This is a genomic window from Gluconobacter sp. Dm-44 (assembly GCF_018256175.1).
GTDB classification, from domain to species: domain Bacteria; phylum Pseudomonadota; class Alphaproteobacteria; order Acetobacterales; family Acetobacteraceae; genus Gluconobacter; species Gluconobacter cadivus.
On sequence record NZ_JAERLZ010000016.1, the window covers coordinates 1 to 16,272 of the forward strand.

Annotated in this window: 17 protein-coding genes, 1 pseudogene and 1 riboswitch; of the genes and pseudogenes, 12 read left to right on the plus strand and 6 right to left on the minus strand. The window is 61.4% G+C overall.

The genetic code is table 11. The features are described from left to right. Positions 1-191 (plus strand): annotated as a pseudogene (locus tag JK213_RS13760) (hypothetical protein); the annotation flags it as partial. A 64-nt stretch (positions 192-255) separates the two neighbouring features. On the opposite strand, the gene serB reads toward JK213_RS13760, so the two are convergent. Then, the gene (gene serB / locus JK213_RS13765; RefSeq protein WP_194262980.1) at positions 256-1,149 is read right to left on the minus strand and encodes a phosphoserine phosphatase SerB; all 894 of its coding nucleotides are present in this window, start codon (positions 1,147-1,149) and stop codon (positions 256-258) included. 41 nt (positions 1,150-1,190) lie between these two features. Here serB and miaA point away from each other — a divergent pair, with 41 nt between their 5' ends. The 6 genes from miaA (at position 1,191) to speE (ending at position 7,313) form a co-directional block, all read left to right on the plus strand. Continuing rightward, positions 1,191-2,183: a tRNA (adenosine(37)-N6)-dimethylallyltransferase MiaA gene (miaA, locus tag JK213_RS13770; RefSeq protein WP_194262979.1), complete on the plus strand. Its 993-nt coding sequence runs from the start codon at positions 1,191-1,193 to the stop codon at positions 2,181-2,183. Positions 2,184-2,213: 30 nt separating this feature from the next. Further along, on the plus strand, positions 2,214-4,007 hold the full coding sequence (gene ilvB / locus JK213_RS13775; protein ID WP_194262978.1) for a biosynthetic-type acetolactate synthase large subunit: 1,794 nt from the start codon (positions 2,214-2,216) through the stop codon (positions 4,005-4,007). Then, positions 4,007-4,534 carry an acetolactate synthase small subunit gene (gene ilvN / locus JK213_RS13780; RefSeq protein ID WP_099285904.1) on the plus strand — a complete coding sequence of 176 codons (528 nt, stop codon included), beginning with the start codon at positions 4,007-4,009 and terminating at the stop codon, positions 4,532-4,534. The genes ilvB and ilvN overlap by 1 nt, the downstream gene beginning before the upstream one ends. Next, positions 4,534-5,553, plus strand: a complete 1,020-nt coding sequence (gene ilvC, locus JK213_RS13785) for a ketol-acid reductoisomerase (protein WP_086647929.1) — start codon at positions 4,534-4,536, stop codon at positions 5,551-5,553. Before ilvN ends, ilvC begins: the two co-directional genes overlap by 1 nt. Before the next feature lie 342 nt (positions 5,554-5,895). Then, a complete protein-coding gene (gene speD / locus JK213_RS13790; protein ID WP_086647928.1) occupies positions 5,896-6,375 on the plus strand; it encodes an adenosylmethionine decarboxylase in 480 nt (159 codons plus the stop codon). Positions 6,376-6,440: 65 nt separating this feature from the next. Next, the gene (gene speE, locus JK213_RS13795; protein WP_194262977.1) at positions 6,441-7,313 is read left to right on the plus strand and encodes a polyamine aminopropyltransferase; all 873 of its coding nucleotides are present in this window, start codon (positions 6,441-6,443) and stop codon (positions 7,311-7,313) included. Positions 7,314-7,348: 35 nt separating this feature from the next. Here speE and JK213_RS13800 read toward each other — a convergent pair whose 3' ends face one another. The 3 genes from JK213_RS13800 to JK213_RS13810 all read right to left on the minus strand — a co-directional run bounded on the left by JK213_RS13800 (position 7,349) and on the right by JK213_RS13810 (position 8,464). Beyond that, on the minus strand, positions 7,349-7,777 hold the full coding sequence (locus JK213_RS13800) for a MarR family winged helix-turn-helix transcriptional regulator (protein ID WP_228125581.1): 429 nt from the start codon (positions 7,775-7,777) through the stop codon (positions 7,349-7,351). A gap of 99 nt (positions 7,778-7,876) precedes the next feature. Continuing rightward, a complete protein-coding gene (locus JK213_RS13805; protein WP_194262975.1) occupies positions 7,877-8,158 on the minus strand; it encodes a DUF333 domain-containing protein in 282 nt (93 codons plus the stop codon). 3 nt (positions 8,159-8,161) lie between these two features. After that, positions 8,162-8,464, minus strand: coding sequence for a putative quinol monooxygenase (locus tag JK213_RS13810; RefSeq protein ID WP_194262974.1), 303 nt, complete (start codon positions 8,462-8,464; stop codon positions 8,162-8,164). Between the two features lie 91 nt (positions 8,465-8,555). Next, positions 8,556-8,645, plus strand: a riboswitch (glycine riboswitch). A 158-nt stretch (positions 8,646-8,803) separates the two neighbouring features. On the opposite strand from JK213_RS13810, the gene gcvT reads away from it, so the two are divergent. From gcvT to JK213_RS13835, 5 genes are all read left to right on the plus strand, one after another. Beyond that, entirely contained in the window at positions 8,804-9,949 is a 1,146-nt protein-coding gene (gene gcvT / locus JK213_RS13815) for a glycine cleavage system aminomethyltransferase GcvT (protein WP_194262973.1), read from the plus strand. A gap of 36 nt (positions 9,950-9,985) precedes the next feature. Then, complete coding sequence (gene gcvH / locus JK213_RS13820) at positions 9,986-10,345, plus strand: glycine cleavage system protein GcvH (RefSeq protein ID WP_194262972.1); 360 nt, start codon at positions 9,986-9,988, stop codon at positions 10,343-10,345. 76 nt (positions 10,346-10,421) lie between these two features. Then, positions 10,422-13,277, plus strand: a complete 2,856-nt coding sequence (gene gcvP / locus JK213_RS13825) for an aminomethyl-transferring glycine dehydrogenase (RefSeq protein ID WP_194262971.1) — start codon at positions 10,422-10,424, stop codon at positions 13,275-13,277. Between the two features lie 198 nt (positions 13,278-13,475). Further along, positions 13,476-13,787, plus strand: a complete 312-nt coding sequence (locus JK213_RS13830; RefSeq protein WP_194262970.1) for a putative quinol monooxygenase — start codon at positions 13,476-13,478, stop codon at positions 13,785-13,787. 88 nt (positions 13,788-13,875) lie between these two features. After that, entirely contained in the window at positions 13,876-14,088 is a 213-nt protein-coding gene (locus JK213_RS13835; RefSeq protein WP_077803642.1) for a heavy-metal-associated domain-containing protein, read from the plus strand. 23 nt (positions 14,089-14,111) lie between these two features. On the opposite strand, the gene JK213_RS13840 is transcribed toward JK213_RS13835, so the two are convergent. Together JK213_RS13840 and glnA are read right to left on the minus strand one after the other, a co-directional pair. After that, the gene (locus JK213_RS13840) at positions 14,112-14,741 is read right to left on the minus strand and encodes a trimeric intracellular cation channel family protein (protein WP_194262969.1); all 630 of its coding nucleotides are present in this window, start codon (positions 14,739-14,741) and stop codon (positions 14,112-14,114) included. 85 nt (positions 14,742-14,826) lie between these two features. Beyond that, entirely contained in the window at positions 14,827-16,209 is a 1,383-nt protein-coding gene (gene glnA, locus JK213_RS13845) for a type I glutamate--ammonia ligase (protein ID WP_194263006.1), read from the minus strand. Positions 16,210-16,272 lie beyond the last annotated feature (63 nt).

Consider the following 16,272-nt stretch of genomic DNA (forward strand, 5'->3'; position numbering starts at 1 on the left):
GGGGTGGGCCGCGCTTTGGCGGCTGGGGCCTTGGTGTCGGACTTGGCGTTGCGACCGGCATGGCGATCGAGGCTTCGCCTTATAGCTATGGGGGCGGGTACGGCGGATACGGATATGCGCCGAGTTATGCCCCTGGCTATTACGCCGCGCCGTCCTATTCGGGTGTACCGCCTTACACCTGGGGGTACTGATCGAAAAAAAGCCGCTGGAGAGGGTCTCCGGCGGCTTTTTCGTTTTTGCGGGTTTGAGGTCCGCTCAGTCCGTGACGAAATCTTTCGCATGATAGCCCTGTGCGAAGAGATGCGCGCGCAGGCTGGCGAAGTTGATCTGTGTGGGAATGATGCGGCGGACATTGGGTTTGGCGTGGAAGGCCAGACCAAGGCCCGCGCTGGCGAGCATGGGAATGTCGTTGGCGCCGTCGCCGGTTGTCAGGGCTGCGCGAAGCTGCACGCCGCGCTCTGAAGTCAGGCGTTCGAGGTGGTCGCGCTTGGCATCCGGGCCGAGGATCGGGGCCGCGAGACGGCCGGTGATTTTGCCGTCTTCGATTTCCAGTTCATTGCCGTAATTCTCGTCGAATCCGCAAAGCTCGGCCACGCGTTGGGTGAACCATGTGAAGCCGCCAGAGACGAGAGCCGTCCGGCCATTATGCTTGCGCATGGTCTGCACGAGTTCCCGGGCCCCTTCCGTCAGGGTGACGGATTCCCAGACCTGTTCGAGAACCGAAGCGGGCTTTCCGGCCAGAAGGGCCACGCGATGTTCGAGTGCGGTTTCGAAATCCAACTCGCCGTTCATGGAGGCGCGGGTGATGGCCGCGACGTCTTCCCCGCAGCCCAGAAGGTCCGCCAGTTCGTCCAGCGTTTCGCCCGTGACAATGGTGCTGTCCATGTCCGCGACGAGGACGGCCCGGCGGCGACCGCGCGTTTTGAGAAGCAGGGCGTCGACACGATAGGGCGCGAGCGTTGCGCGGATCGTGGTGATGTTGGCCGAACCGGGGCGCGGCGGCGGGCAGGGAATGTCGACCGCTTCGCCCGGAGACAGGACGATGGGCGCGTTGCCCTTGACGAGCGCGCGGGCCATGTCGATGGCCTCGGGTTTGAGGGGACCGGATTTCCGGTCTGCGATGAGGGTCAGGACGGCAGGAAGGGACATGAGATCTCGTAACGGTCCGGCACGTGTGGCAGGAGGGGAGAATGAACGCCCCGAAGACAACAAAAACTGCGATCATTGTGGCCGGACCGACGTGCTCCGGCAAGTCAGCACTGGCGATCGACCTTGCGCGACGCTTTGACGGTACGGTTATCAATGCGGATTCCATGCAGGTTTACCGCGATCTACGGATTCTGACGGCCCGGCCTGACGACGCGGATGAGGCGCTCGTGCCGCACCGGCTTTACGGCGTTCTGGATGCCGCTGTGCCGGGAAGTGTGGCCTGGTGGCGGTCAGAAGCCTTGCGGGAAATGGACGAGGCGTGGGCTGTGGGGCGCATGCCGATCCTGTGTGGTGGGACGGGGATGTATCTGCGGGCGCTGACGGATGGTCTGGTGGAGGTGCCGGACCCCGGAGACGCTGCGCGGACCGAAGCGCGGGGGCTGGCCGAAGAGATCGGGCCGGAGGCGCTGCATGCGCGTCTGATGCAGGTTGATCCTGAAACGGCGTCTGGTCTGCGCCCGAACGATACGCAGCGGATTTCGCGGGCCTGGGAGGTCTGGGCGGGGACGGGGCATGGGCTGGCCTGGTGGCGGTTACAGCCGGGTCTGGCGCCTGCGCCGTGCCGGTTTGTGTCCGTGCAACTTGATCCGGAGCGGGAGGGGTTGCGCCGGGCGATCGACTTCAGATTCGGGCAGATGCTGGAGGCGGGGGCTCTGGAGGAGGTGTCCCGTCTGCTGGAGAGGGGGCTTGATCCGGTTCTACCTGCCATGCGTGCTCATGGCGTGCCTGAACTGATCTCCGTGCTGCGGGGGGAAGAAACGCTTGAGGACGCGCGGAAATCCGCGGTCCTTGCCATCGGCCGCTATACGCGGCGGCAGGCGACGTGGTTCCGACATCATGCGTTGGGGAAAGAGGGTGACGCGATGATTTCGTTGCTTAGATATACCCATTTTGCGCAAGATTCGGAAAGTGAGTATGAAAAAATAGAGAACTTTATATCGGAACGAGTTGACGCCGCCGCGTTGTCGTCCTAAATCCGGCGGCTCATACCTTGGGAGGAAACGGTGACGGCTGCTGAAAGAGACGCAGGAACAGGCAACGAGGCGCTGAATGGCGCGGAAGTGCTTCTGCGCGTTCTCGATGAAGAGGGTGTGGAGGTCATATTCGGATATCCGGGTGGGGCTGTCCTTCCGATTTACGATGCTCTTTTCAAGCAGGACCGGATTCGCCACATTCTTGTGCGTCACGAGCAGGCCGCCGTTCATGCGGCAGAAGCTTATGCGCGCTCGACGGGCAAGGTTGGCGTGGTTCTGGTGACGTCGGGTCCGGGGGCGACCAATGCCGTGACCGGGCTTGTGGACGCGCTGATGGATTCCATTCCGCTCGTCTGTCTGGCGGGACAGGTGCCGACGAAGCTGATCGGCAATGATGCGTTTCAGGAAGCCGACACGACGGGCATCACGCGCCCTGCGACCAAGCACAATTATCTCGTCCGGGAGCCCGGAACGCTGGCACAGATCGTGCGTGAGGCGTTCGAGGTTGCGCGTTCGGGACGTCCGGGGCCGGTTCTGGTCGATCTGCCCAAGGACATCACGGTCGGCAAGGCGCCGCTGACGAAGCCTGCACTGTCGCGCCTCCAGCGGCTGCGTCATCAGGGTGGACCGGATGCGAGCGCAATCGCCCGGACCCTCGAAGCCATGAAGACGGCGAAACGTCCGCTCTTTTACACGGGTGGCGGCATCATCAATTCCGGGCCGGAAGCGTCGGACCTGCTGCGTCGTCTGGCGCGCAAGACCGGCTTTCCGGTGACGTCCACGCTGATGGGGCTGGGGGCGTTTCCGTCTCCCGATCCGCAGTTCCTGGGCATGCTGGGCATGCACGGTTCGGTTGAGGCGAACATGGCCACGCATGGCTGTGATCTGCTGATCGCTCTGGGATCGCGTTTTGATGACCGCGTGACGGGGCGTGTGGATGCATTCTCGCCCAATTCGTTCAAGGTTCATGCCGATATCGACCCGAGCCAGATCGACAAGATCGTGCCGGTGGATGTGCGGATCGAAGGCGATGTGCGCGATACGCTTGAAGCGCTGCTTGAAGGCTGGGGTGAGACGCCTGCGCCGGATCTGTCGGCCTGGTGGAACCAGATTGCGTCCTGGCGGAGTGTGGACGGGTTCGGCTTCACGCAGGACATGACGCCGTCCGCCATCATCCGTCCGCAGCACGCGGTTCGCCGTCTGTATGAGCTGGCGAAGGAAACGGGCCGCGATACGTTTGTCTCCACGGAAGTCGGGCAGCACCAGATGTGGGCGGCCCAGCACTTCCAGTTCGACAAGCCGAACCGCTGGCTGACGTCCGGTGGTCTGGGGACGATGGGCTATGGTCTGCCAGCCGCCGTGGGCGCGCAGGTGGCGCATCCGGATGCGCTGGTGATCGACATCGCCGGTGAGGCGTCCACGCTCATGAACATCCAGGAACTGGGGACGATCGCGCAATATCGCCTGCCGGTGAAGATCTTCATCCTGAACAACCACTATATGGGCATGGTCCGTCAGTGGCAGGAACTGCTTCATGGCTCGCGCTATTCGCAGTCCTACAGTGAAGCACTGCCGGATTTCGTGAAGCTGGCCGAAGCGTTCCATGCGACCGGGATGCGGGCGACGCATGTGGGCGAACTGGATGACGTGATTCGCCGGATGCTGGCGCATGATGGGCCGGTCGTGGCCGATATCTGTGTGGCGGAAGGCGAGAACTGCTATCCGATGATCCCATCGGGTGCGGCGCATAACCAGATGCTGCTGGGTCCGGATCAGGATTCCGAAGCGGCGGGACTGACCGAAGAAGGGAAGATGCTGGTCTGATGACGGAGACAATCCAGAATTCGGTCATTTCCGTCCTGATCGAGGACGAAAGTGGCGCGCTGGCCCGCGTGGTGGGCCTGTTTTCCGGCCGGGGCTATAACATCGAGAGCCTGACGGTGGCGCTGGTGGATGCGGAGCAGAAGCTCTCGCGCATCACGGTGCTGACGTCGGGCACGCCGATGGTGATCCAGCAGATCAAGGCACAGCTCAAGCGCCTGATTCCGGTGCATGATGTCTGCGACCTGACGGAAGAAGGCCCGTATGTGGGGCGTGAGCTTGCGCTGGTGAAGGTTGTCTCGTCCGGCGAGCGCCGGACGGAGGCCCTGCGCATTGCGGATTCGTTCCGCGCACGCCCAGTGGATACGACGGCCACGAGTTTCGTGTTTGAACTGACGGGATCGCCCGAAAAGATCGACGCGTTCATCGAGTTGATGCGCTCCCTTGGTCTGGCCGAGGTTTCGCGCACCGGGATTGCCGCCATTGGGCGCGGTCCTTCAGTCTTTCACCTTAACAAGGAGCCTGTCTGATGCGGGTATATTATGATCGCGATGCCGATCTGAATCTGATCAAGAGCAAGAAAGTCGCGATCATCGGCTATGGCAGCCAGGGTCACGCTCACGCCAACAACCTCAAGGACAGCGGCCTGACGGATATCGTCATCGGCCTGCGTCCGACGTCTTCTGCCGTCAAGAAGGCTGAAGAGGCTGGTTTCAAGGTTATGTCTCCGGAAGACGCAGCCGCGTGGGCCGATGTGGTCATGGTTCTGACGCCGGATGAAGGCCAGGGCGCCCTGTACAAGGACAGCCTTGAGAAGAACCTGAAGCAGGGTGCAGCCCTTGCCTTCGCGCATGGTCTGTCCATCCATTTCCGCATCATCGAAGCCCGTCCGGATCTGGACGTGTTCCTGATCGCGCCGAAGGGCCCGGGCCACACGGTTCGTTCCGAATACCAGCGTGGCGGTGGCGTGCCGTCCCTCGTGGCTGTGGCGCAGAACGCTTCGGGCAATGCGCTCGAAATCGCCCTGTCCTATGCCAGCGCCAATGGTGGCGGCCGTGCAGGCATCATCGAGACGACCTTCAAGGAAGAAGTCGAAACCGATCTGTTCGGCGAGCAGGCTGTCCTGTGTGGTGGCGTGGTCGACCTGATCCGCGCTGGTTTCGAGACGCTGGTTGAAGGTGGATATGCGCCGGAAATGGCTTATTTCGAATGCCTGCACGAGATGAAGCTGATCGTGGATCTGATCTACGAAGGTGGCATCTCCAACATGAACTACTCCATCTCCAACACTGCGGAGTATGGTGAGTACGTGACGGGTCCGCGGATCATCACGCCGGAAACCAAGGCTGAGATGAAGCGCGTTCTGACGGACATTCAGGACGGCACTTTCGTTCGTAACTTCATCCTTGAGAACCAGTCCGGTGGCGTTGGCTTCAAGGCCATCCGCGCCCGCAACGACGCGCACCAGATCGAGAAGACCGGTGAGAAGCTGCGTGCGATGATGCCGTGGATTGCCAAGGGCAAGCTGGTCGACAAGACCAAGAACTGATCAGGCGGGTCTGGAGGGCCGGATTCGGCCTCTCTGGATCGGGACGTATCAGCGTCTGTCGGGCGTCGGGATTTGGGGGGATTCGCTTCCCGCAGATCCGGCGCCCGAACTGTTTTCGGGGCTCGGGGATTTGTGAAATTTTTGGTCTCAGCCCTGTGTGCAGGAAAGGGAAAACCTCTTTCTCATGCAACAGGGACATGGGGCGAAAAAGATATGTGACATATTGGGGAATCGCCCCATAAAGTGCTTGCATCAGGGGGGAGGGGCCGGTAACTAGCGCGCTTCCTGGCCCAAGGGGGCATTTTTTGCCCAACAGGCTGTCTACTGGTTTGGGGGTACGTGATGAACGCACTTGCTCAACTGGGGATGGTATCGGAACTCCCGAGAGATATCCAGAACAGCGCCGCTCACTTCGTCGAGGATGAGCGCAAAGATTACTTCATTGAGCGTGATGGCGAGCGTTTTGCTGGCAATCACCTGCTGATCGATTTCTGGGACGCCCGGAATCTCGATGATCCGATGCGGATCGATGAAACGCTGTGTGAAGCTGCGGTTGCAGCTGGCGCGACGATTCTGCACAGCCATTTTCACCACTTCACGCCCAATGGCGGCGTGTCGGGCGTGATCGTGCTGGCAGAAAGCCATATTTCGATCCATACGTGGCCGGAACGGAATTATGCCGCTGTGGACGTGTTCATGTGCGGCGTGTGTGATCCGAACCTGTCGATTCCGGTGATGCAGCGCCTGTTCCAGGCCGGCCGGATCGAGGTCGATGCCGTTCGGCGGGGCCGCGTGCAGGACAAGGCCGCAAAGGCGGTCTGAACTGATGAAAGGGCCGGGTGAAACCGGCCCTTTTTCAATATACTCCGACAAGGAAACGATGATCCATGGCTGAAACATGGCTCAACGAGACACTGTACCCGGACTGGGGACAGCGTTTTCTCGTTACGCGCGAACTCGCACGGGTAAAATCCGATTTTCAGGACGTGGTAGTATTCGAAAGCTCCAGCCACGGTCGCGTGCTGGTTCTGGATGGCGTTATCCAGATCACTGAGCGGGACGAGTTCGTTTATCAGGAAATGCTGACGCATGTGCCTCTGCTGGCGCATCCCTGTGCGAAGCGCGTTCTGATCATCGGTGCGGGTGACGGTGGCGTTCTGCGTCGCGTGTTGCAGCATGAGACGGTCGAGAAGGCTGTCATGGTCGAGATTGACGGTGCGGTGATCGAGCTGTCCAAGCAGTATCTGCCGAACATTGCCGGAGATGCGTGGAACGACCCGCGGGCCGAGGTCATTGTCGGCGACGGCATCGACTATGTTCTGAAGGCGGCTGATGGGTCGTTCGACGTGATCATCGTCGACAGCACCGATCCGATCGGTGTGGGCGAAGTGCTGTTCACGGACGAGTTCTACAGCAACTGCGCGCGCATCCTTTCGGACGAAGGGCTGATCGTGAACCAGTGTGGCGTTCCGTTCATGCAGGCGGACGAACTGCATGAGACGAGCCTGCGTCGTGCGAAGTTCTTCCCGCATGTCGGTGCGTATGTCGCGGCTGTCCCGACCTATGTCGGCGGGTTCATGACGCTGGGTGTGGCCTCCAAGGGGCAGGCGCCGAACACGCAGACGGTTGAGCAGATCCGGACCCGTGCGGACGCTGCGAAGATCGTGGGCACGACGCGCTACTGGACGCCGGAGATCCATGTCGGGGCATTCAATCTGCCGCCTTATATTGCCGAGCATCTTCCGAAGACCGGAAAATGATCTCGCGCCTGCCTCTTCGTTAAAGGGGCAGGCGGTTACAGTTGGCTCTTCAGGCTGCTGTTGATCCGTTCCAGAAGTGTTACGAGAATATCGCGTTCAAGGGGTGTAAACCCCTTGAGTGCTGTACTGGTTAAATGTTCCATTATGGGAACGATATTCCGGCTTTTCCGCTGGCCGTCCGGCGTCAGTGTGACCAGTGTACTGCGGCGGTCTGTTGGGTCTGGTTCGCGCTGGATCAGGCCGTCGCGCTCCATCCGGGCGAGAAGTGTCGTCATGCCCGGCTGTTCGATATCCGCAAAATCCGCGAGGGCTTTCTGATTGAGCGCCTTCCCGTCCTGCAGGGCTTGCAGCACGGGGAGTTGACCGATTCGCAGGCCCGTCTTTTTGAGGGCGCGTTCCAGCAGGAGCGTGAAGAGTCTGGTGGTGCGTGTGGTCAGGGCGCTCAGGGGAGACGGGGCGGTCATGCGGATTCCGGGGATCATGTGGATGAAATACATAACGTGTTATGTATTTAGAAAATGAAAAACCCGGCGGCCCCGTTCGGGCCTGACCGGGCTGGAAAATCAGGGCTTCATTTTGGCCAGAGGCGCGACGCAGCGGTGCTCGCGATAGAGCGTCCATTCGTCGCAGATCTGGTTGGGCGGGAAGGTGCAGGTGCCGGTTTCGCCGCCCGCAGTCCGCACGTCGCCATGTCGCCCGCCCTGCTGCGTGCAATAGACGCTGGCGGGGTTGGGGATGCCGATCAGGCGCGTGCGCGGATTATGCTGCGGATGGGACGCGCAGGCGGACACCGTGCCGCACAGGAGGGTGATGGCGAGGAGGCGTTTCGTGTTTGAAAGATGCATTGTTCAGGGAGCCCTTTTCTTCAGGAAGCGGACGCTGCGTTCCTTGATGTCCAGTTCTTTTACAGCGTTTGCGAAGACCTCGAAATGCGGGGTCTTGAGGTGCTCTTCGAAGGCGGCGCGGTCGGTATAGACTTCCACCAGGATGACGGTGTCGGCTTCCGTTTCGGGAGAGAGGACCGTGAAGCTGTGGCAACCGGATTCGTCGGCGACGGAGCGTTCGCTATCATAGGCGCAGACCTTAAGAAATCTGTCATAGGTTGCCGGTGTGGTCTCGAATTCGGCAATGACCGTCAGTTCGCCAGCCATGGAGGTCTCCTTTGTGCATTTAAGGTCTCGGGACACAACGCAGGAGCGATCGTAACGATTGCGGAGTTTTTCGGAAACTGGCAGGATTGGGGCGACCGACACGGGAGAGACCGGCCGAGAGGCTGGCGCCGAAGGAGCAACCGCCCCGGAAACTCTCAGGCCAAAGGACCGAGGCGGTCAGGACATTCTGGAGAGAGGTGCGCTTGACGCATCCGCCGACGGGATAGCGATCTCAGGCGAAAGGACAGAAGGGGCGACGTTTTTCCGGCCGCGTTCTGCGGAGTGCCGGGGGCGTCTGCATCTTCACGTCTTTAGAGAGAATGGACCGGGCTTTTTCGTATGAGCGATTCCCTCCAGCGTACTCCCCTTTACGATCTGAATCTGGAACTTGGCGCGAAGATGGTGCCGTTCGCAGGCTTTGAGATGCCGATCCAGTTCCCTGCGGGGCTGATGGCGGAGCATCTCCATACGCGCGAGAAGGCCGGTCTGTTTGACGTGTCTCATATGGGGCAGATCCGCATTGCCGCGAAAAGCGGCGATGTGAAGGACGCCGCTGCGGCTCTGGAGACGCTGGTTCCTGCCGATTATGTCGGGCTTGCCGCCGGACGTCAGCGTTATGGACTGCTGACCAATGACGAGGGTGGCATTCTGGACGATCTGATGGTCGCGAATATGGGCCATGATCTGCTGGTGGTCGTGAATGCGGGTTGCAAGGTTCAGGATGCGGACCGGATCGAGGCGGCGCTGTCTGAGCGCTGTGTTGTGACGCGCCAGTTTGATCGGGGGCTCATGGCGCTTCAGGGCCCCGCTGCGGAAGCGGCTCTGGCACCGCTTTGCCCGGCCGTGAAGGACATGCGCTTCATGGATGTGATCGAGACCGAGCTGGCCACTGCGACTGGGCCCGTGAAGGTGACGGTGTCGCGGTCCGGCTATACGGGCGAGGACGGGTTCGAGATTGGCTGTGCGGGCGCGGATTCCGAGAAGGTCGCACGCGCAATCCTGGCGCAGCCAGATGTGTTGCCGATTGGTCTGGGCGCGCGGGACTCGCTGCGTCTTGAGGCCGGACTGTGTTTGTATGGCAATGACATTGACGTCATGACCACGCCGGTCGAGGCCTCGCTGGGCTGGGCGATCCAGAAGGCGCGCCGTGAGGGTGGTTCTCGCGCTGGTGGCTATCCGGGTGCGGAAGTTGTGCTGAAGCAGACGCGCGATGGCGTGTCGCGTAAGCGCGTGGGGCTGCTGGCGGAAGGTCGGGCTCCGGTGCGGGCAGGGGCGAAGCTCTTTGCCGATGCCGAGGGGCAGAAGGAAATCGGGGTGGTTACGTCCGGGGCGTTTGGCCCGAGCGTGAAGGCTCCTGTTGCGATGGGCTATGTCGCGTCGGATCATGCGGCGCTGGACACACCCGTCTTTGCGGAACTGCGGGGCAAGTATGTGCCGCTGCATGTGCGGGCGATGCCGTTCGTGGCACCCGGCTTCAAGCGCTGAACTTACAGTAGACTTTCAGATCAGGAAAAAGCAGCAATGACGACCTATTACACGAAGTCCCATGAATGGATCCGCGTCGATGGCGAGCAGGCGACTGTCGGCATCACGACGCATGCCTCTGAAGAGCTGGGCGAGCTGGTGTTCGTTGAAGCCAAAGACGAAGGCACGGAAGTTGCTGCCGGTGATGCGGCGGCTGTCGTTGAGTCCGTGAAGGCGGCGTCCGACATCTATGCGCCGGTGGCGGGCACGCTGGCAGGCTTCAACGAGGCGCTGTCCGATGATCCGACGCTGGTGGGCCGCGATGCGGAAGGCGAGGGCTGGATCTTCCGCATGACGGTTTCCAACCCGGACGACCTCAAGAGCCTGCTGACGGCCGAGCAGTACAAGAGCCTCTGAGGCTTGCGGGGTCTGCGCTGGCAGGCCCCGTTTTTCTTTCAGCCTGCCCCAAATTCCTGCTTCCGCTTTTCATGAAATGCCAGAGAACCTGCCTGTGACGACCTTGTGGCCTGCCCAGACCGAAGATTTCAGCTCCCGCCATATCGGCCCGCGCCCTTCCGAAATCGGGGAGATGCTGCGGGTCGTTGGCGCGTCCAGTCTCGATGACCTGATCGACCGGACCATTCCGGCCGCCATTCTCGATCGAGGGGATCACGGGATCGGTGCGGCCCTGACCGAGCAGGATGCGCTCGCGCGTCTGCGTCAGATTGCGTCGCGCAATCAGGTTCTGACGTCCATGATCGGGCAGGGTTATTACGATACGGTTCTGCCGCCGGTCATCCAGCGGAATATTCTCGAAAATCCGGCCTGGTACACGGCCTATACGCCGTATCAGCCCGAAATCAGTCAGGGCCGTCTTGAGGCGCTGCTGAATTTCCAGACGCTGGTGGCGGATCTGACGGGGCTCGACATCGCCAATGCGTCCCTTCTGGACGAGGGCACGGCCTGTGCGGAAGCCATGGCGCTGGCGCAGCGTGTGGGCAAGTCCAAGGCGACGGCGTTCTTCGTGGATGCCGACACGCACCCGCAGACGGTTGCCGTGATCCGCACGCGGGCCGAGCCGCTGGGCTGGGATATTGTGGTGGGTGATCCGGAGAAGGATCTGGATGCGTCCTCCGTGTTTGGTGCGCTGCTGTCCTATCCGGGGTCTTCGGGGCAGGTGCGGGATCTACGCGGCGTGATTGCGGCGCTGCATGAGAAGGGTGCGATTGCGGCTCTGGCCTGTGATCCGCTGGCGCTCGTCGTGCTGGAAAGTCCGGGCGCTCTGGGCGCGGATATCGCGATCGGCTCGATGCAGCGTTATGGCGTGCCGATGGGGGCTGGTGGCCCACATGCGGGGTTCATGGCGACGCGCGATGCGTTCAAGCGACACATGCCGGGGCGTCTGGTTGGCGTGTCGCGCGACAGTGCGGGCAAGCCCGCCTATCGTCTGGCGCTTCAAACGCGCGAACAGCATATCCGCCGCGAGAAGGCCACATCCAACATCTGCACGGCGCAGGCGCTGCTGGCGATCATCGCATCCATGTATGCGGTGTATCATGGTCCGGAAGGTCTGAAGGCCATTGCGGCGCGCACGCACCGGATGGCGTCGATCCTGTCTGCCGGGCTGAAAGCTCTGGGCGCGAATGTTGAGACGGACGTGTTCTTCGACACGATCACCGTTCAGGCGGGTGCTGCTGCGCCACAGGTTCTGGCGCGGGCCGTGGCGTCCGGCATCAATCTGCGTGATGCGGGGAATGGCCGGATTGGCGTGTCCTGTGACGAGACCACGACGCCGGAAACGATCCGCGCAGTCTGGGCGGCGTTTGCGGGTGAGGGTGCGGATCTGGCGTCTGTCGAGCAGGCGCTCAATGTGACGGATGCGCTGCCGGAGGGGCTGTCGCGGACGGCTCCGTTGCTGACGCATCCTGTGTTCCATGCGCACCGTTCCGAGACGGATCTGCTGCGCTACATGCGCGCGCTGGCGGACAAGGATCTGGCGCTGGACCGGACGATGATCCCGCTGGGCTCGTGCACGATGAAGCTCAATGCGACGGCGGAGATGATCCCCATCACTTGGCCGGAATTTTCGCGGATTCATCCGTTCGCGCCCGCCGATCAGGTTCAGGGTTATGCCGAGCTGTTCACGTATCTGGAGCGCACGCTCTGTGCGATTTCGGGGTATGACGCCGTGTCGCTTCAGCCGAATTCCGGCGCGCAGGGGGAGTATGCCGGGCTTCTGGCGATCCGTGGCTATCACCGCGCGCGTGGGGACGAGAACCGGGACGTCTGCCTGATTCCGGCGTCCGCGCACGGGACCAATCCGGCTTCGGCGCAGATGGTCGGGATGCGGGTTGTTGTTGTGGCCTGCGATGAGAACGGCAATGTCGATGTCGAGGATCTGAAGGCGAAGATCGCGCAGCATGACGGGCGCGTGGCGGCCATCATGATTACGTATCCGTCCACGCATGGCGTGTTCGAGGAACGGATTGTCGAGATCTGCGAGCTTGTCCATGAAGCAGGTGGACAGGTCTATCTGGATGGCGCGAACCTTAATGCACAGGTTGGTCTGGCGCGCCCGGGGCTGTATGGCGCGGATGTGTCGCACTTCAATCTGCACAAGACGTTCTGCATTCCACATGGCGGTGGCGGGCCGGGCATGGGGCCGATTGGTGTGGGAAAGCACCTCGCTCCGTATCTGCCGGGACAGCATGGTATTGCGGTGTCCGCGGCACCTTACGGCTCCGCGTCCATTCTGCCGATCTCCGCTGCTTACATCATGATGATGGGCGACGCGGGTCTGCGTCAGGCGACGACGATGGCGATCCTGAATGCGAACTACATCGCGTCGCGTCTGGAAGGGCATTATCCGGTTCTGTATCGCGGCACCAACGGCTTTACGGCGCATGAATGCATCGTGGATCTGCGGCCGCTGAAGGATACGGTCGGTGTAACGGTGGACGATATCGCCAAGCGTCTGATCGACCACGGGTTCCATGCGCCGACGGTCAGCTTCCCGGTAGCGGGGACGTTCATGATCGAGCCGACGGAATCTGAAGGCAAGGGCGAGCTGGATCGCTTCTGCGATGCGATGATCGCCATTCGCGCGGAGATTGCCGAAGTTGAAGCCGGGCGTGTGGCGATGGAGGCTAGCCCGCTGCGCTTTGCGCCGCATACCACGGCGGATCTGGCTGGCGCGTGGGATCGGTCGTACAGCCGCGAGGCCGGGTGCTTCCCCGGCGGTGTGGACACGTCGAAATACTGGTCGCCGGTCGGGCGTCTGGACAATGCCTGGGGGGACCGGAACCTCGTCTGTTCCTGCCCGGATATTTCGACCTACGCTGAAGGCTGAACAGCTTTCTCAGTCTGGTATTCAGGAAAAGGCGTCTTCCTTCGGGAGGGCGCCTTTTTACTGTCCGGGCTCTTTTGCTGTGATACCCGGCATGGGTTCTTTCTCACAAAAGTGTGCGGTATGGTTTCACGTGAAACACTGCCCGTCTTCGGAAAGGTCGCGGCCGGGCAGTTGCCATTGTTGATGAGGAATTCCCCCATGAGTCAGACGGTTCACATCACGGCTGTTGTCACGGTCGCGGCGGACCATGCCGCAGCGGCAGAGCACGCATTTGCGGCCTGTATCGTGTCTTCGCGCAAGGAAGAAGCCTGCCGCCAGTATGTGGTCAGCAGGGATATCGAAAAGACTGGCCGGCTTGTGGTTTCCGAAGTCTGGACTTCGGAAACCGGGTTCGAGGCGCATCTGGCGTCACCGCATTTCAAGGCTCTGGGTGAGGCACTTGGAAAACTGGATGCGCAGCTCGACATCATGAAAGTCCGGCCACTGGATGAGGCTGCGGACGCGGTCTGAAAAAGCGTTTTTCATTTCTGTGGGAATATGCCCCATTTCGGGGATCGACTGCTTTGCGGAGCAGCCTTTAAAGACAGGAGAGTCTCTGATGGTTTCGATGGTGACGTTCAAGGTTGACGGGATGTCGTGCAATGGATGTTCGGGCAAGTTGCAGTCTGCCCTGTCCAATGTTCCGGGTGTGTCGTCGGCGGAAGTAACGCTCGATCCGGGGCAGGCTGCCATTCAGTACGATGAGCAGAAAGTGACGCCGGTGGCGTTGCAGCATGTTGTCGAAGATGTTGGTTTCGACGTTATCGCCTAAGAGGCGTTTGAAGGGCCTGCCGCCTATCGTTTGTAATGCGGCAGGCCGAGTCCTTTGATGAGGGCTACGGCGCGCAGGCTGAAGCCAGCCACGACGGCAATTGCGGCCGCAAAGCTTGTATTGAGGCCCAGCGCCGTCAGGGAGACATAGCTTCCTGACGCCAGCGCGACGGCTGTGACGTAGAGTTCCGGTCGGATGATGATGGACGGCACGCCTGCCAGGACATCCCGGAAAATACCGCCCATGCAGGCGCTGACGATTCCCATGAGGGCCGCCGGAATCAGCGGAATGCCGTAGGCCAGCGCCTTGGCTGAGCCGAAGACGCCATAGGCTGCGATTCCAAGGCCGTCGAACCATTCCACCGCGAGGGCTGGCCAGAAGCGGGCCGGGGTAAACCAGACGGCGATTGCTGAAAGCAGGCAGGCGGCAATGGGGACGGAAGCGTGCATCCAGAAAACGGGGGCACCGATCAGCAGGTCCCGCACCGTTCCGCCACCGACGCCTGTGATGGCCGCGAAGAACATGAACGTTACGATGGTCAGGCGCGCGCGAGCGGCTTCGATCGCACCGGAAATCGCGAAGACGATCGTGCCCGCGATGTCGAGAACTGGCAGGGCGGACGAGGAAAATGCCTCAAGGGCAGGAGGGATCATCGGGTCGTCTTGGGGTGGGGTGTTGAAAACAGAAAAGCCCGGCGCGAAGGCCGGGCTTTCCGTTAAAGCGATGTTGTGACCCGGATCAGACCGAGTAGTACATCTCGAACTCTACCGGATGCGGCGTGTGTTCGAACTTGTAGACTTCCGGCCACTTGATGTCGATGTAGCTCTCGATCTGGTCCTTGGTGAAGACTCCGCCTTCGAGAAGGAATGCGTGGTCTTCCTGAAGGGCTTCGAGCGCTTCACGGAGCGAACCACAGACCGTCGGGATCTGGGCCAGTTCTTCCTTCGGCAGTTCGTACAGATCCTTGTCCATGGCATCGCCCGGATGGATCTTGTTGCGGATGCCGTCGAGGCCGGCCATCAGCATGGCGGCGAAGGCGAGATACGGGTTCGCCATCGGGTCCGGGAAGCGGACTTCGACGCGCTTGGCCTTCGGGTTGGTCGCGTGCGGGATACGACACGACGCCGAACGGTTCGCTGCGGAGTAGGCCAGAAGCACGGGGGCTTCGAAGCCCGGGATCAGGCGCTTGTAGGAGTTGGTGGACGGGTTCGTGAAGGCGTTCAGGGCCTTTGCGTGCTTGATGATGCCGCCGATGTAGAACAGCGCGTCTTCGGACAGATCTGCATACTTGTCACCGGCGAAGGTCGGCTTGCCGTCCTTCCAGATGGACTGGTGGACATGCATGCCCGAGCCGTTGTCGCCCGCAATTGGCTTCGGCATGAACGTGGCCGTCTTGCCGTAGGAGTGGGCAACGTTGTGCACGCAGTACTTGTAGATCTGCATGAAGTCTGCGGACTTCACGAGCGTGTCGAACTTCGTGCCGAGTTCGTGCTGCGACTGTGCGACTTCGTGGTGATGCTTTTCGATCGGCAGGCCCATTTCGCCCATCGTCGAGAGCATTTCGGCGCGCAGGTCATGCTCGCTGTCCACGGGCGGGACCGGGAAGTAGCCACCCTTGACGACAGGGCGGTGACCCATGTTGCCTTCCGGATATGCCTTCAGGGATGCGCCGGGGCCTTCGATGCTGTCGAGCTGATACGTGCCGAAATTCGGGCCTGTGCCGAACTGTACGTTGTCGAAGATGAAGAACTCGGCTTCCGGACCGAAGAATGCCGTATCACCGAAGCCAGCCGACTTAAGGTAGGCTTCTGCGAGCTTTGCGGTCGAGCGCGGATCCCGGTTGTAGAAATTGCCCGTCTTCGGATCAATGATGTCGCAGAACAGGATCAGCTGCGGCTTGGCCGAGAACGGGTCCATGACGGCCGTTTCCGGGTCCGGCAGCAGGACCATGTCGGACTCGTTGATGGCTTTCCAGCCCTGGATGGACGAGCCGTCGAACATGAAGCCTTCGACGAAGGTATCGTCTTCGATGGTTGAGACCGTCTGGGTCGTGTGGTGCCACTTGCCCTTGGGGTCCGTGAAGCGCAGATCGACGAATTCCGCCGCGTGCTCCTGGATCATCTCGAAGACGCGGGCTACGGCCAGCGGGTTCGGAGCGGGCGGCTTGCCGGACGCTGCCGGAGC

Excerpts from the sequence above, each read along its gene's own strand:
- miaA (WP_194262979.1), top strand. The coding sequence starts at position 1,191 with ATGAACGCCCCGAAGACAACAAAAACTGCGATCATTGTGGCCGGACCG.
- glnA (WP_194263006.1), bottom strand. The coding sequence starts at position 16,209 with ATGATCCAGGAGCACGCGGCGGAATTCGTCGATCTGCGCTTCACGGAC.
- gcvT (WP_194262973.1), top strand. The coding sequence starts at position 8,804 with ATGAGCGATTCCCTCCAGCGTACTCCCCTTTACGATCTGAATCTGGAA.
- gcvH (WP_194262972.1), top strand. The coding sequence starts at position 9,986 with ATGACGACCTATTACACGAAGTCCCATGAATGGATCCGCGTCGATGGC.
- speD (WP_086647928.1), top strand. The coding sequence starts at position 5,896 with ATGAACGCACTTGCTCAACTGGGGATGGTATCGGAACTCCCGAGAGAT.
- ilvN (WP_099285904.1), top strand. The coding sequence starts at position 4,007 with ATGACGGAGACAATCCAGAATTCGGTCATTTCCGTCCTGATCGAGGAC.
- gcvP (WP_194262971.1), top strand. The coding sequence starts at position 10,422 with ATGCCAGAGAACCTGCCTGTGACGACCTTGTGGCCTGCCCAGACCGAA.
- serB (WP_194262980.1), bottom strand. The coding sequence starts at position 1,149 with ATGTCCCTTCCTGCCGTCCTGACCCTCATCGCAGACCGGAAATCCGGT.
- JK213_RS13830 (WP_194262970.1), top strand. The coding sequence starts at position 13,476 with ATGAGTCAGACGGTTCACATCACGGCTGTTGTCACGGTCGCGGCGGAC.
- JK213_RS13835 (WP_077803642.1), top strand. The coding sequence starts at position 13,876 with ATGGTTTCGATGGTGACGTTCAAGGTTGACGGGATGTCGTGCAATGGA.
- JK213_RS13800 (WP_228125581.1), bottom strand. The coding sequence starts at position 7,777 with ATGACCGCCCCGTCTCCCCTGAGCGCCCTGACCACACGCACCACCAGA.
- JK213_RS13805 (WP_194262975.1), bottom strand. The coding sequence starts at position 8,158 with ATGCATCTTTCAAACACGAAACGCCTCCTCGCCATCACCCTCCTGTGC.
- JK213_RS13840 (WP_194262969.1), bottom strand. The coding sequence starts at position 14,741 with ATGATCCCTCCTGCCCTTGAGGCATTTTCCTCGTCCGCCCTGCCAGTT.
- JK213_RS13810 (WP_194262974.1), bottom strand. The coding sequence starts at position 8,464 with ATGGCTGGCGAACTGACGGTCATTGCCGAATTCGAGACCACACCGGCA.
- speE (WP_194262977.1), top strand. The coding sequence starts at position 6,441 with ATGGCTGAAACATGGCTCAACGAGACACTGTACCCGGACTGGGGACAG.
- ilvC (WP_086647929.1), top strand. The coding sequence starts at position 4,534 with ATGCGGGTATATTATGATCGCGATGCCGATCTGAATCTGATCAAGAGC.